We start from the raw sequence: 12,871 nt of genomic DNA, 5'->3' as shown, positions 1-12,871 counted from the left end.
CTTGGGGGCTCACGCGGCAAAGTTCAGAGAGCGACGAGAGGGATTTCGAGACGCTCGCTGGGGCTCGCTCCTCAATCGACGGGGAGAGCGGATGCCTTAACTCGGGATGCGCAGTTCGTCTTCCAGCATGTGCGGGCGCGAGATGACGGCGCCGGCGATGGCCACGACAAGGGCGGTGACGATGAGCACGACGAGCGGCCAGGTCCAGCCACCCGTCAGTTCGTGCAGGATGCCGACGGCCAGCGGGCCGAGCGCCCCGATGGTGTATCCGACGCTCTGGGCGAAGCCGCTCAGTGCCACTGCGCCGTCATGCGTGCGCGTACGCAGGTTGATGAGAACGAGCACCAGCGGGAAGAGCATCGGACCCAGTCCCGCGAAGAGGACCCAGAGCCACGTGAGCGATTCTGGCGCGAGCATCAGCCCGAGGTATCCCAGCACGAAACACAGCGCACCCGTGTAGACCAGAATGCCAACGTTGCGGATGCGCGCGGTGAGAATCGGAATGATCAGCGAGCAGGGAATGCCCATCGCGGCATAGAGCGACAGCAGCGTCCCGGCCTGCGCCGCGCTCACCCCCGCGCTCTGCATCAACAGCTCCGGCAGCCAGGCGAACATCGCGTAGGCGTTGAGAGAGGATGCGGCGAAAACGATGGCGATCGCCCAGGCGATGGACGAGTGCCAGATCTTCCCGAGTATCTGTGGCTCGGCCTCATCGATGGCCGTCGCCTGCTCAGGGGACGCGCGACGCTTGGTGATCATCGCGATCCACGGCACGAGTGCCACGAGAGCGAGCACCGACCAGAGGCCGAGGGATACACGCCACCCGGCCGACTCAGCGACCGGAACGGCGACGAGCGGTGGCACGAGAGTGCTGAAGGCAAGCACCGTGGCATAGAGGGACGTGAGCAGGCCGACCCTGTCGGGGAAGTATTTCTTCACCAACGGTGGCAGCAGCACGTTTCCGGCACCCATTCCGGCGAAGGTGATGATGCTGCCGATCAGCAGCACAGCCAATGACTCGGTCAGTCCCCTGAGGAGGTGCCCGAGCATGATCGCGCAGAGGGCGACGATCAGAACCTTCTCAAGCCCGAACTTTCGAGCGAGCACGGGCGTGAAAATGCCGAAGAACGCGAAGCAGACCGGCGGCAGCATGCCGAGAACGGCGACTGCGGTTGTGCTCAACGGCACATCAACGTTGATCTCCGACACGATCGGCGACAGCGCTGTGACAGCGGTACGAAGATTTGCAGCGACAAGCAGAATGCCGAGCAGCGCAAGTGTTCGACCTGCCCAGAGAGCGCGGGCAGGTTTTTCGATCACTGATGAAGTCTAGGCTGATGCCATGGCCAATTTCGCCAACTATCTTCCGCTGAGCCTCCGCGCGCACAGCGACGAATCACGGGTGAACTCGAACTGGGGCGGGCACACCGCCGCCACGCTCGGGGCTATTGCCGACATCCTGTCCGGGCTGACGCCTGAGCAGTGGGAGACGCCGAGTCTCTGCGACGGCTGGCGAGTACGGGATGTCGCCGGTCACCTCGTGTGGCGCACCGGGAGCTCAACGCGGACAATGCTCGGCAGCGGCATCCGTGCCTACGTCGGGCACCACGTGAACCCGAACAAAGCCATCGACGATCTCAGCCGTCGCGCGGCAGAGGCAGAGCCGGCTGAGCTGATCGCCCGCATCCGTGGCATCGCCGCCGACAAGGCGGCCGGCCGTGGCCGCACCGGCATCGGTGAACTCACCGAGGCTGTCGTGCACGGCATCGACCTGGCAGAGCCACTCGGCATCACGCTGAGAGTCGCTCCCGCAGCATCCGGTGCCGTGGCACTCAGGCGCAGCCTCATCACCCCCACCGAGATCAAGGCCGTCCTCCGCACTCGCACGCTGGTCGCAACGGATGCCGGCTGGAGCGTTGGCACCGGCGCCGCCCTGGAGCGCACGGCCCAGCAGCACCTCGTGTTCTTGTTCGGGCGCGAAAAGGGACCGCTCCCCGTTCGTTGAGTCCGTTGGTCGAGGAAGGTGCGAGCCTGCGAGCCCCTGTCTCGCCCGTACCGAGTGCATAACTCCTGCAGATTCGGCGAGAGGAGCCGGAACTGGCGCTTCACAGCGGGATACGGGCAAAGTGCAGGAGTTATGCACAAAAGTCTCGAGACCCGAACGAGCCGCGCTGCGTGCCGGAACGACCTGCTGGTTTCACGACGACCGCGAGCGGCCTCCTGAACCAGCGGCGGGAGCTACGCGGAGAGGACTGCGCGCACCTTGTCAACATCGTCGGCCATCTGCGCGATCAGCGGGTCGATGCCGGTGAATGCGACCATGCCGCGGATACGGTCAACGAACGACACGTCGACCACGTGGTCGTAGAGATCGATGTCTTCATCGAGTACGTAAGCCTCGACCTGTTTGTGCGGAACACCCTCAAACGTTGGGTTGTTGCCAACGGAAATCGCTGCCGGGTAGCGGATGCCGGCATCCGTCAGCCAGCCGGCATACACACCGTCTTCGGGAATGAGGCCCTCAGACTCCGGTGAGAGGTTGGCCGTCGGATAGCCCAGATCGCGGCCGCGGGCTGCACCGTGAACGACAACGCCGCGCACCGTCGGAAGGTGGCCGAGAAGGGTGCTCGCCGCACGCACATCCCCGTTGGCCAGCAGTTCGCGAATCCATGTCGACGACACCCTGCGCGTCGAATCAGGCTTCACATCATCGATGAGGTGCACCGTGTAGCCGTACTCGGTGCCGAGGTGCTGAAGCAGGGCGACGTCACCGGCGCCCTTCCCTCCGAAGCGAAAATCAGACCCGACCAGTACGTGTGTGGCGTGCAGCGATCGCACGATGATGCTCTCGATGAACTCGCGCGGGGGCAGCGCGGCGAAATCCGCGGTGAAGGCGAGAACCACTGTCGCATCGAGGCCGGTCTCGGCCAGCAGATCGAGCTTCTGATCGGTGCTCACCAGGGACTTCGGGCACGCGTGCGGCGCCAACACCGCCAGCGGGTTACGGTCGAACGTCACAGCAACGGATGCCAGTCCATCACGGTCGGCAAGCGCTTTGAGCTCGCCGATAACCGCGCGGTGGCCAGCGTGAACGCCGTCGAATTTCCCGATGCTGATCGCGGATGCTGGCCAGTCTGCCGGGATGTCTTCGATTCCGTTGAAGATCTGCATCAGAGCGTCGAACGCTTCGTTCGACCTGGCAGCGGGTGCTTGGCCAGCCACCACATGCCGAGGATGGGCAGGACCAGTGGGATGAAGAGGTAACCACGGCCGAAGACCGACCACACGGTGTCGTGCGGGAAGAGCGCTGGGTCAACGAGGCTGAGGGTGCCGACCACGAGAACGCCAAGCAGTTCGAATCCGATGGTGATCCAGGCGATCCGGTACCAGACACCCCCGCGGGCGATCAACGCGACAGTGGCGAGGATGTAGACGACAGCAGCCAGCGCCGAGAGCGAATACGCGAGCGGAGCCTCATCGAATTTGGCGATGATCTGTACGACAGAACGCCCGGTGGCGGCCAGCGCCAGGATGCCGTACACCGCAATCAGGAGTCGGCCAATGCCCGTCGCTCGAGTTGACGGGGCGCCTAATTCAGTCTTCAGTTCAGTCATCGCCTTGTAATTATCTCAGTATCGGGATGCGCCACAAATCAGGCGGCCTGCACAGTCCAAATCTGCAGCATCCGGTAGAGCATGACGCCCACAGACAGGCAGGCGACCCCCAGAATAACGGTGCTCCACTTGTTGCGTTCGATCAGCGCCCAGAACCCGGCCGCGAGCGGGAGCAGGATGGCACTGATCAGGTACACGTAGAACTCGAGAGGGCTACCGGTGGGGGAATTGCCAACGGCTGGCGCGACCAGGGCAATGACCAACTGCACGATGAGCAGCACCTCAACGAGAAGCGTTGCACCCATTGTCAGGTCGGTGGGCTTTCGCCCGATCAGGCCAAGGACGATGCACAGCACTCCGGCTGCGCCGGCGATGGCGAACTGGGCCCAGGCGAACCATTCGATCATTCTGCGGATACCTCTGTTGTCGTGGTGGTGGTGGTTGGTAGGTCAGTGTGAGCGCTCGCCTCGGCCGGCGTGCTCACGTCGTCTGGCGGGAAGTTCACCAGGACTCTGGACGTAGAGCCCTTGCGCTCAATGAGCCCGACGAGGCGCCCATCGGGGGCAAGCGCGGCGATGGGAGCGGATGCAGGCAACGCGGCATCCAGTTCGATGCGCTTGCCGTGGCCGAGGTCGATCGTCTGTTCGGCGGTGAGGTCCAGTCGGGGAAAGAGCAGGGTGGCTGCCTCTGCCGGAGGGATGAGGGCTGTGGACACGTCGAGATCGTCCAAGGTCGGTGCATCGGCGACGTGGAACGGGCCGATGCGGGTGCGCCGGAGGGCGGTGAGGTGTCCCCCGACGCCGAGCGCTGCACCAAGGTCGCGGGCGAGCGCCCTGATGTAGGTGCCAGACGAACAGACGACCCGCACCTCCAGATCGAGAAAGCCGTCGACGCTCGTCGACGACAGCACCTCGAAGGCACTGACCGTGACCGGGCGCTTGGGCAGCTGAACGTCTTCGCCGGCCCGGACGAGTGCGTACGCGCGCTTGCCATCAACCTTGATCGCGCTGACAGAGCTCGGCGCCTGTTCGATGTCGCCGGTGAGCGTCGCAATCTCAGCGAGGATGGCGTCAGTGCCGATCGCGGCCACAGCGCCGGGAGCCGCGCTCTCCAGCAACTCACCTTCGGCGTCATCCGTTGTGGTGGATGCGCCAAGCCTGATTGTGGCGAGGTATTCCTTGTCGAGCCCGACAATGTAGGTGAGCAGCCGGGTCGACGAGTTGATGCCGAGGATCAGCAGGCCGGTGGCCATGGGGTCGAGCGTGCCGGCGTGGCCGACCTTGCGCGTGTTGGCCAGGCGGCGAGTGCGGGCGACGGCGTCATGGCTCGTCCAGCCCTGAGTCTTGTCAATCAGCACGATTCCGCTGGCGGTTGACTGCACGCGCGGCGTTGATCGTTGCTGCTGCTTCTTTGTTCTCATGCACGGTCCTCCGCTTCGCAGGCCACGCCCATCACGAGGTCGAGCTTGGTGCGGAATGTCGCGCGCATCATTTCGTTCGCGGTCGCATCGTCGTTGAAGATATCGGGGAGCCGAAGCGCCAGGAGCGTGTTGAACAGCATGCCCTGCGCCAGGAATTCCATGGTCGCTTCCGGGTCAAACCCCGCCTCATCGCGCAGCAGGCGATAGATGGCGAGGAACCCGGCGCGTGCCCTGGCGCCGATCACTGGCTCGTGACCGGAGATGAACGCCTGCATGAGTGAGAGCAGGATGCCGCGATCCTCGATCAGGTCGACGTAGGTTGCCGCGAGGCGCGTTACCAGCACGTCACTGCGGCTTTCATCGGCCGGGGTCGGTTCGGCCAGTGCTGCGCGGAAGGCGCCCGTAAGCTTCTCAAGCGCACGTTCAAGCACCTCGACGAACAAGTTCTCCTTGGTGCCGAACATCCGCACGACGTATGGCTGGCTGATGCCTGCAGCCTGCGCCACCTGGTCGGTTGTCGCGCCGGAATAGCCGCGCTCACCGAACACCTGGCTGGCGGCGCCAAGGATTTGTTCGCGGCGCTGGACGGCGGGAATTCGCTCCGTGCCCGCGGATTTTTCGACTTTTGTCTCACTCACACTTGACATGTTATCAGTCGATTACTAACGTGGCGTCTTGTAATCATTCAATTACAACAAAGGATCACCGATGTCTCCTCAGTCCGCCCGACGCGTGCCTATTTGGCTCGCCGTGGTCGCATCCGCCCTGCCGATGTTCATGGCCACCCTCGACAACCTCGTGGTCACGAGCGCGCTCCCCGTCATCTCACGCGACCTGTCGGCATCCATTGAAGAGCTGCAGTGGGTCATGAATGCGTACTCGCTGAGCTTTGCCACCTTCATGCTCATGGCTGTCGCTCTCGGTGATCGTTTCGGTCGCCGCAGCGTGTTCCTGGTCGGCATCGGTGTCTTCACCGTTGCATCGGCGCTCAGCGCCCTCGCCGTCGAACCCTGGATGCTCATCGGCGCCCGCGCGCTGCAGGGTGTCGGAGCCGCTGCGCTCATGCCGCTGTCGCTGACGTTGCTGGTCGGCTCGGTCAGTGATCGGCTTCGCCCGGCGGCGATCGGTATCTGGGGTGGCATTGCCGGTCTTGGTGTCGCTCTCGGCCCACTCGTCGGCGGCGCCGTCGTTGAAGGGTGGAATTGGCAGGCCATCTTCTGGCTGAACGTGCCGCTCGGCATCATCTCCGTTCCGCTGGTGCTGTTCGCCCTGCCGAACAGTTTTGGAGCACGGGTGCGCGCCGACGTGATTGGACTGCTTCTGGCCGGTGTCGCCGTCTTCGGGCTGGTCTACGGCATCGTGCGCGGCAACGAAGCCGGCTGGGCAAGCGGCGAGGTACTCACGGCACTCATCGGGGGCGCCATACTGCTGGTCGCATTCGTGGTGTGGGAGTCGCGAGCAAGCGCTCCCCTGCTTCCGCTCCGTCTCTTTCGGGATCGCAGTTTCACCGTCGCGAACCTCGTGGGTGTCACGTTCAGCTTCGGCATCTTCGGCTCGATCTTCATCCTGATTCAGTTCCTGCAGGTTGTTCAGGGGTACTCACCTCTTGAAGCCGGCCTCATGACCATGCCGTGGACCCTCGCGCCGATGGTCATCGCCCCGCTGACCGGTTTCCTCAGCCCGCGAACCGGCACCCGGCTGCCGCTGGTGATCGGGCTGTCGTTCCTGACAGTCGCGATGTTCTGGTTGGCGACGACAATGTCGGCGACGGTGGAATACACCGAATTGTTGCCCGGCTTCATCCTGGCCGGAATCGGAATGGGTCTCGTCTTTGCGCCGAGCTCGACTGCGGTACTGGTGAACATGGCTCCGGCAGATCATGCCAAGGCATCCGGCACCAACTCAACGCTGCGCGAGATCGGGGTCGCGCTCGGTGTCGCCGTTCTCACCGCGGTGTTCACCGGTGCAGGCGGGGAACTTACCCCCACCGGCTACGTCGACGCTGCGATTCCCGCCGTCTTCGTTGGCAGCGCCGTACTTGCGGTGGCAGCCGTCATCGCCCTGTTCATGCCGTCCAAGCGCGTGGCTCAGCGGATCGTTGCGGCGAGAGCCTTGAGCGAGGAGAGCGCCGCGCGTCCCCTGGCTGATGCCGCTGTCTAGCGCCCCAGCCGCTCAGCACACGGGACGCAGAATTCGGCGAACGGCCGCACCTTGAGCCGCTCGACTGGAATCGGGTTTCCGCAACTCGCGCACCGCCCGTAGGTGCCGGCTTCCAGGCGCGCGATGGCATCGTCGACCTGCTGCAGCTCTAACCGTGCGGCATCAGAGAGCCCCGTCAGCCGCGACCATTCCGCCGACAGCGGCGCCCCGTCTGGGTCATGCTCGTCGTCATCGTTCGCGCCCTCCCTGTCGTGGGTGAGGGTAGCAAGCATCGCCGTTATGGAGGTGAGCCTCGTGGTCGCCTCCTCGCGCAGATTATCCAAGACCGCGCGCATCCGCTCGTCAACGTCCATGCCTCCACTCTAGGCACGCCGCCTGACACCTGCCCGGCGTGGCCGTGAGAACACCGAGCGGCGCCTCAACAGCCATGGCGACTTCTCTACCCGCTGCTTCGGGTCGCACACAGCTCGTCGCACGTAGACGTTATCTGCGCTCGCTCCGCTAGTGCCGCCGCACTCGTCGTCAGTCTGCGCGCACGGCCGCAGTCACGGCAGACACGCGCAAGAAGTCGAGCTTGTCGGCGGCCTCGGATCCGGTGGCGGCCGTGTACGCGACTATCCGCAGGTCGGTGCCTGCGACGCTCAGCACGTCGCAATCGAGCTCAAGATCCCCGACAACGTCACTGTGCACCACTTTTCGCTCCGACTGGTGCTCGCCCACGACCCCGCTCTCCCACAGTTCCCGGAACCTTTCGCTCGACGCCAGCAGCTCGTTGACCAACGCCTTCACGGCGCGATCGCCGGGGTATCGTCCGTGCACCCGGCGGAGGTCGCCCACGAGAGATGCTTCAAAGGCGTCGATACTGATCGACCGGCTGACGATTCTCCCGCTGTCTCCCAGTGCTGTCCCCGTGAAACGCGACCGCAAGAGATTCGGCCGCCCCGTTCCGGAACGAACGGGCCCGCCGAGAAGCGCCGCCCAGAGCGGACTCCAAGTCACAAGGTCCCATGAGGCGGTGAACACCGCCACCGGAATCTCCCCGAGGCGGGCAACCAGGCGCTGCACACCGGGCGGGATGTGCGATGGCACGTCGCCCGGCGACGGTGGAAGGAGGCCGGCGATGACAAAGAGGTGATCTCGCTCGGCGTTGTTGAGCTGGAGCGCACGGGCGAGCGCCGCTGCGACCTGGGCGGACGGCCGCCGGGATCGTCCCTGCTCGAGGCGCACGATGTAGTCGACGCTCAAGCCGGCAAGGGCTGCCAGCTCTTCGCGCCGTAGGCCCGCCGCTCGCCGGGCGTCGTCGGCGGGAAACCCCACATCGATGGGCGATAAACGGTCGCGCCACGAGCGGAGGAGCGCGCCGAGGTCACTGTGTGGATCCTGCATGGAGTCAGTCTGACAGTGCCTGCAGCATCCTGCGTGGTACTCCCAGTCCACCTGTTCACCCGGGCCACGACAACCGGATCGTCGCCGCTACAAACTCGAAGCATGACAACAACACTGATCACCGGAGCCAACAAGGGCCTCGGCTATGAAACCGCTCGCCGCCTCATCGAGGCCGGGCACGAAGTATGGATGGGCGCGCGCGACCAGGTGCGCGGCCAACAGGCAGCGGATGCCCTCGGCGGCCGGTTCGTACAGCTCGATGTGACGAGCGATACATCCGTCAGCAGCGCCGCGAAGACAATCGCGGATGCCGGTGGCCTCGATGTTTTGATCAACAACGCTGGCATCTCTGGCCCCCTCAAGACAGCCGCGGACCTGACGGCAGCCGACGCCTTAGCGGTCTACGGCACCAACGTCGTTGGCATCGTCCGCATGACTGCTGCTTTCGTTCCCATCCTTCGCGCCTCGAGTGCGCCCACCATCGTCAATGTGACCAGCGGCTTGGGATCATTTGCTTTCGTGAATGATCCCGAGTGGATTTACGCGAAGTTCACCGCCCCGCTCTACACATCCTCGAAGTCCGCCGTCACGATGCTCACCATGCAGTACGCCAAAGCGCTCCCGGAGATGCGCATCAATGCCGCCGATCCCGGCTACACCGCGACCGATTTCAACGGCAGCACCGGTACGCAGACCGTGCAGGAAGGAACCGACGCGATCGTTGAGCTGGCCACCCGTGGCGGCAGCGGCCCGACAGGAACGTTCATCGATCGCTCCGGCGTCGTCCCCTTCTAACGATTGAGTCAACGTCCATACGTTCTGGGCACGCCGGCCCAGTCTCATGTCAGAGACCGTTGGGGTCTTTATACCTAGATGACAGTGTCGGTGTGAATACCGAGCAGGCCGCCTGCGCCAGCATCCGACCGGAGCGAGCGAAAGCCGAGCCGCTGATAGAACGCTTGCGCGCCGGTATTTCCTGGCGACACATCTAGGTGCACTCCGGGGACGCCACGTTCGCGAAGCTCGGCGAGCAGGGTGCGGATCAGCTGCCGACCGAATCCCTGCCCCTGCAGTTCCGGAAGCAGGTCGATATGCAGATGTGCGGGGTACTCGTCCAGTTCGGGGATCATCATCCGATCCGGCTGCATGCCCATCCCGACGATATCGAGCGGTGCTGTCGCCAGCGGCACCGCTCGGGCGTACTTCGCAGCGAATCCGGGCAACCACTCGGTGCGATAACGCTCGATGAACGCGCCTGTGTTCGCCGTTGCGACGATGTAGCCGTCGACTCGTGCGCCCGTGTCGACGACGAACGCAAGTTCAGGCTCGAGCTCGACGTATGGAAGTACGAAAATGTCGGCGAGCAGGTCGTCGCTGACGTGCATGCCCGTTGCATCGGTCCCAGAGTCGCCCGTTTTCAGGCAGATCTCGGCGACAGCGGAACGATCGGACGCTCGATATCTGCGAATCTCAGGCACGCCTCCATAGTGGCATGTGGGCCTCAGACACAGTGGGATTCATGGGATTCACTGGCATGAGCCTGCGCGCGTGGCCGCAGCTACGGCGGAGACGCTGACCTGGGGATCCCCTTTACCGAGTTCTTCGAGACGGTGTCGATTTCGCGTCGTGCCGTTCGACCTATGGGGTGAGGTCGCACTGCTACCTTTCGGAATCACAGACCCCAAGGAGAATAGCCAAAATGCCACTCACGAATACTGACCCAAAAGTCACGGAATACATCGAAACGTCCGAGGAGTTTGCCAGGCCAATTCTTATTCATCTTCGAGAGCAGATACACAAGCACTGCCCCGACGTGGTGGAGTCAATCAAGTGGGCTAACCCACATTTTGACTACAAAGGTGATTTTATGTGCGTCCTGGAATCAGCTAAAAACCACTGTTCACTCACATTCATAAAGTCTGAATTCATGACGGATCCCCGGTTCGCGGGCGGCAAAAAGGTAAAGCCGGGCCAGCGATTCATGAGCAGAATCACAAGTCTGTCCGACCTGCCTTCGGACGAAGAACTCGCAGGCTTTATCAAGCAAGCGGTGGATCTGAATGACAGGGGCGTCAAGCTCGATAAGACAGCTAAAGCTGCGCCGAACAGCACACCAATAGAAACTCCTGCATTCTTCTTAGACGCACTGTCGACAAACGTCGCTGCCAAGCAAATCTTCGAGAACCAATCAGCCTCATTCCGCAAGGAATATATCCTTTGGCTTGAAAGTGCAAAGACGGCCGCCACGCGACAACGGCGAATAGATGAAGCCCTGGAATGGATCGCTGAAGGTAAGCGTCGATTCTGGAAATACGACAAAAAATAGGGGTGCTGCGCATCTGCTTCGATTCCCCGGCAACCCGTCTATGTCGGTGCCACCGACTATGTTCGAGCCATGAATAGTCGTGTTGAGTTACGCCCATGGGCGGCCGATGATTTGCCGGTGTTGCAGCGCAGCAACACCCCTCAGATGACCACGTTCCTCGGCGGTCCTGAATCCCCTGAGCAGCTTCTGAAACGTCAGGCGAAGTTCCTTCGTATGTGGGAGGAGGGTGAAGCCTGCATGTTCACGATCAGGGCCGACTCCGAGGACGAGCCAGTCGGGTCGGTCGGGTACTGGAAGACGAAGTGGGGCAACAAAGACGTCTACGAATCCGGATGGAGCATAGCGACCCGCTACCAGGGACAGGGATATGCGTCCCTGGCTCTGCGGGCGTGTCTTCAACACGCGGCGGACTTCGGCGACCGGCAGGACGTGCTCGCGTTCCCTCGAATCGACAATGCGGCGTCGAACTCGCTCTGCAGATCTGTCGGCTTTGCCTTCCTGTCTGAGGAGGACTTCGAGTACCCCAAGGGGAATCCGATCAGGGTGAACGCGTGGTCGTATGACTTGGCGGCGCTCCGGGAGGAGGGTCCGCGCTGATGCCTGAATCGCAGCCGACTCGGTGGTGCTCCACTTGCGTCGGGACAGAACCATCGGCAACCTAGGCTGGACGCATGCGAAATGCAGTGACCGACACCGGAGCGCTTCGTAGTGCGTTCGCCACCCCTCCCGTTCGATGAATCGAACTGACCGTTTGTACGCACTCGTGGAGGAGTTGCGTGTCGTCGCCCCTCGCCCCCGCAGCGGTCGGTGGCTCGCTGACCGGTTCGAGGTAAGCCTGCGGACTGTCGAGCGTGACATCAGCGCCCTTCAGCAAGCTGGCACACCGATCTGGGCAGAGCCCGGCCGAACCGGCGGATATTGCCTTGATCGCCAGAAGACGCTGCCGCCGGTCAATTTCACCCCGCCAGAGGCCGTCGCGATGGCCGTCGCGCTCGAAAACCTGGCCGGTTCCCCGTTTCAGCAGGCAGCGCAAACCGCTCTCCGCAAGTTGGTCGCTGCCATGCAGGAGACCGACGCCGACGCCGCCCGCGACCTCGCATCGCGAGTGCATCTGCTCGGCTCAGCTTCGGCTCTTTCACCGATCCCTTCTCTGATCGCAGACGCGCTCTCCGCCGGGCGCGTGCTTAGGATCAGGTACCAAGACAAAGACGGTGTCATCACGTCGCGGGAGGTCGAGCCCCTCGGCTATGTCGGAACGCCGACGAACTGGTACCTGATCGGCTGGTGTCGTCTTCGTGACGGAATCCGAGCATTGCGAACAGACCGCATCCTGTCGAGCGTTGCGACGGCAGAGAACCCCGCAGCGAGGACGCTCCGGACGGAGGATCTCGACATCCCCTACGGCGACATCAGGCAACTGCACCTGATGTGACACCACGAAAGTTTCTCGCGCTAAACACCGACAGGGGGTTGTCGCCGCCGCCCTCCAGTATGAGACGTGTCGGCATCCATCCGGCAGAAACGGAACCCTCATGAACCTCGTCTCCATCCGCCTCATCACCGACAATGTCCCCGCGCTGGCCAGCTTCTATGAGCACGTCACCGGCGGTACCGCAGTGCACCTGAATGAGCACTTCGCCGAGGTGCGCACCCCCTCAGCAACGATCGCGATAGGCAGCACCGCTACCGTCGGGCTCTTCGGGCCTGGGTCGGCACGGCCGGCCGACAACCACACGGCGATCATCGAGTTTCTCGTGGACGACGTCGACCAGGAATTCCAGCAACTGCAGAACTGGATCACCACGTTCGTGAACGAACCTACGACCATGCCGTGGGGCAACCGGTCTCTGCTATTCCGCGACCCTGACGGGAATTTGATCAACCTCTTCACCCCAGTTACTGCCGCAGCGATTGAGAAGTTCGCGACGTTCGCACGGTAGTTTCAGGCGCCCTGTGGCCGCAACC

The 12,871-nt window shown here is 63.2% G+C and carries 16 protein-coding genes; 7 read left to right on the top strand and 9 right to left on the bottom strand.

Features of this window, described 5'->3' with window-relative positions; translation table 11 throughout:
• Positions 1-96: 96 nt before the first annotated feature.
• Positions 97-1,320 (bottom strand): CynX/NimT family MFS transporter, encoded by a 1,224-nt coding sequence (locus AC25Z0_RS13470; RefSeq protein ID WP_488120162.1) that lies wholly within the window; start codon positions 1,318-1,320, stop codon positions 97-99.
• Positions 1,321-1,342: 22 nt separating this feature from the next.
• Between AC25Z0_RS13470 and AC25Z0_RS13465 the strand changes: the two genes are divergently transcribed.
• Complete coding sequence (locus tag AC25Z0_RS13465; RefSeq protein WP_488133527.1) at positions 1,343-2,005, top strand: maleylpyruvate isomerase family mycothiol-dependent enzyme; 663 nt, start codon at positions 1,343-1,345, stop codon at positions 2,003-2,005.
• 233 nt (positions 2,006-2,238) lie between these two features.
• Here AC25Z0_RS13465 and AC25Z0_RS13460 read toward each other — a convergent pair whose 3' ends face one another.
• The 5 genes from AC25Z0_RS13460 to AC25Z0_RS13440 are packed head-to-tail and all read right to left on the bottom strand — an operon-like array spanning position 2,239 to position 5,672.
• A complete protein-coding gene (locus AC25Z0_RS13460) occupies positions 2,239-3,171 on the bottom strand; it encodes a bifunctional riboflavin kinase/FAD synthetase (protein ID WP_488120160.1) in 933 nt (310 codons plus the stop codon).
• On the bottom strand, positions 3,171-3,614 hold the full coding sequence (locus AC25Z0_RS13455; RefSeq protein ID WP_488120159.1) for a hypothetical protein: 444 nt from the start codon (positions 3,612-3,614) through the stop codon (positions 3,171-3,173). The genes AC25Z0_RS13460 and AC25Z0_RS13455 overlap by 1 nt, the downstream gene beginning before the upstream one ends.
• A gap of 38 nt (positions 3,615-3,652) precedes the next feature.
• The gene (locus AC25Z0_RS13450; RefSeq protein WP_488133526.1) at positions 3,653-4,021 is read right to left on the bottom strand and encodes a hypothetical protein; all 369 of its coding nucleotides are present in this window, start codon (positions 4,019-4,021) and stop codon (positions 3,653-3,655) included.
• Positions 4,018-5,034, bottom strand: coding sequence for a tRNA pseudouridine(55) synthase TruB (gene truB / locus AC25Z0_RS13445; protein ID WP_488133525.1), 1,017 nt, complete (start codon positions 5,032-5,034; stop codon positions 4,018-4,020). Before truB ends, AC25Z0_RS13450 begins: the two co-directional genes overlap by 4 nt.
• Entirely contained in the window at positions 5,031-5,672 is a 642-nt protein-coding gene (locus AC25Z0_RS13440; RefSeq protein ID WP_488133524.1) for a TetR/AcrR family transcriptional regulator, read from the bottom strand. The genes truB and AC25Z0_RS13440 overlap by 4 nt, the downstream gene beginning before the upstream one ends.
• Positions 5,673-5,742: 70 nt before the next feature.
• Between AC25Z0_RS13440 and AC25Z0_RS13435 the strand changes: the two genes are divergently transcribed.
• Positions 5,743-7,194 (top strand): DHA2 family efflux MFS transporter permease subunit, encoded by a 1,452-nt coding sequence (locus AC25Z0_RS13435; RefSeq protein ID WP_488133523.1) that lies wholly within the window; start codon positions 5,743-5,745, stop codon positions 7,192-7,194.
• Here AC25Z0_RS13435 and AC25Z0_RS13430 read toward each other — a convergent pair.
• Positions 7,191-7,547 carry a TraR/DksA family transcriptional regulator gene (locus AC25Z0_RS13430; RefSeq protein ID WP_488120154.1) on the bottom strand — a complete coding sequence of 119 codons (357 nt, stop codon included), beginning with the start codon at positions 7,545-7,547 and terminating at the stop codon, positions 7,191-7,193. The two genes, AC25Z0_RS13435 and AC25Z0_RS13430, sit on opposite strands and share 4 nt — an antisense overlap.
• A 169-nt stretch (positions 7,548-7,716) precedes the next feature.
• The gene (locus AC25Z0_RS13425) at positions 7,717-8,580 is read right to left on the bottom strand and encodes a helix-turn-helix domain-containing protein (RefSeq protein WP_488133522.1); all 864 of its coding nucleotides are present in this window, start codon (positions 8,578-8,580) and stop codon (positions 7,717-7,719) included.
• A gap of 102 nt (positions 8,581-8,682) precedes the next feature.
• Between AC25Z0_RS13425 and AC25Z0_RS13420 the strand changes: the two genes are divergently transcribed.
• On the top strand, positions 8,683-9,375 hold the full coding sequence (locus AC25Z0_RS13420; RefSeq protein WP_488133521.1) for an SDR family NAD(P)-dependent oxidoreductase: 693 nt from the start codon (positions 8,683-8,685) through the stop codon (positions 9,373-9,375).
• A 74-nt stretch (positions 9,376-9,449) separates the two neighbouring features.
• Here the strand turns inward: AC25Z0_RS13420 and AC25Z0_RS13415 are convergent, their stop codons facing one another.
• The gene (locus AC25Z0_RS13415; RefSeq protein WP_488120151.1) at positions 9,450-10,058 is read right to left on the bottom strand and encodes a GNAT family N-acetyltransferase; all 609 of its coding nucleotides are present in this window, start codon (positions 10,056-10,058) and stop codon (positions 9,450-9,452) included.
• A 221-nt stretch (positions 10,059-10,279) separates the two neighbouring features.
• On the opposite strand from AC25Z0_RS13415, the gene AC25Z0_RS13410 reads away from it, so the two are divergent.
• The 4 genes from AC25Z0_RS13410 to AC25Z0_RS13395 all read left to right on the top strand — a co-directional run bounded on the left by AC25Z0_RS13410 (position 10,280) and on the right by AC25Z0_RS13395 (position 12,846).
• Positions 10,280-10,906, top strand: coding sequence for a YdeI/OmpD-associated family protein (locus AC25Z0_RS13410; RefSeq protein WP_488133520.1), 627 nt, complete (start codon positions 10,280-10,282; stop codon positions 10,904-10,906).
• Positions 10,907-10,975: 69 nt separating this feature from the next.
• Entirely contained in the window at positions 10,976-11,503 is a 528-nt protein-coding gene (locus AC25Z0_RS13405) for a GNAT family N-acetyltransferase (protein ID WP_488133519.1), read from the top strand.
• A gap of 136 nt (positions 11,504-11,639) precedes the next feature.
• Positions 11,640-12,338, top strand: a complete 699-nt coding sequence (locus tag AC25Z0_RS13400) for a helix-turn-helix transcriptional regulator (RefSeq protein WP_488133518.1) — start codon at positions 11,640-11,642, stop codon at positions 12,336-12,338.
• Positions 12,339-12,438: 100 nt separating this feature from the next.
• Positions 12,439-12,846: a VOC family protein gene (locus AC25Z0_RS13395; protein ID WP_488133517.1), complete on the top strand. Its 408-nt coding sequence runs from the start codon at positions 12,439-12,441 to the stop codon at positions 12,844-12,846.
• Positions 12,847-12,871: the final 25 nt, after the last annotated feature.

The organism is Leifsonia sp. Y862 (genome assembly GCF_057669585.1).
The sequence above is the reverse complement of the archived record's forward strand: the minus strand, read 5'-3'. Positions and strand labels throughout refer to the sequence as shown.

What these genes read in the sequence shown, in the direction of transcription:
- AC25Z0_RS13465 (WP_488133527.1), top strand. Translation starts at nt 1,343, where the DNA reads ATGGCCAATTTCGCCAACTATCTTCCGCTGAGCCTCCGCGCGCACAGC.
- AC25Z0_RS13460 (WP_488120160.1), bottom strand. Translation starts at nt 3,171, where the DNA reads ATGCAGATCTTCAACGGAATCGAAGACATCCCGGCAGACTGGCCAGCA.
- AC25Z0_RS13455 (WP_488120159.1), bottom strand. Translation starts at nt 3,614, where the DNA reads ATGACTGAACTGAAGACTGAATTAGGCGCCCCGTCAACTCGAGCGACG.
- AC25Z0_RS13450 (WP_488133526.1), bottom strand. Translation starts at nt 4,021, where the DNA reads ATGATCGAATGGTTCGCCTGGGCCCAGTTCGCCATCGCCGGCGCAGCC.
- truB (WP_488133525.1), bottom strand. Translation starts at nt 5,034, where the DNA reads ATGAGAACAAAGAAGCAGCAGCAACGATCAACGCCGCGCGTGCAGTCA.
- AC25Z0_RS13435 (WP_488133523.1), top strand. Translation starts at nt 5,743, where the DNA reads ATGTCTCCTCAGTCCGCCCGACGCGTGCCTATTTGGCTCGCCGTGGTC.
- AC25Z0_RS13430 (WP_488120154.1), bottom strand. Translation starts at nt 7,547, where the DNA reads ATGGACGTTGACGAGCGGATGCGCGCGGTCTTGGATAATCTGCGCGAG.
- AC25Z0_RS13425 (WP_488133522.1), bottom strand. Translation starts at nt 8,580, where the DNA reads ATGCAGGATCCACACAGTGACCTCGGCGCGCTCCTCCGCTCGTGGCGC.
- AC25Z0_RS13420 (WP_488133521.1), top strand. Translation starts at nt 8,683, where the DNA reads ATGACAACAACACTGATCACCGGAGCCAACAAGGGCCTCGGCTATGAA.
- AC25Z0_RS13410 (WP_488133520.1), top strand. Translation starts at nt 10,280, where the DNA reads ATGCCACTCACGAATACTGACCCAAAAGTCACGGAATACATCGAAACG.
- AC25Z0_RS13405 (WP_488133519.1), top strand. Translation starts at nt 10,976, where the DNA reads ATGAATAGTCGTGTTGAGTTACGCCCATGGGCGGCCGATGATTTGCCG.
- AC25Z0_RS13400 (WP_488133518.1), top strand. Translation starts at nt 11,640, where the DNA reads ATGAATCGAACTGACCGTTTGTACGCACTCGTGGAGGAGTTGCGTGTC.
- AC25Z0_RS13395 (WP_488133517.1), top strand. Translation starts at nt 12,439, where the DNA reads ATGAACCTCGTCTCCATCCGCCTCATCACCGACAATGTCCCCGCGCTG.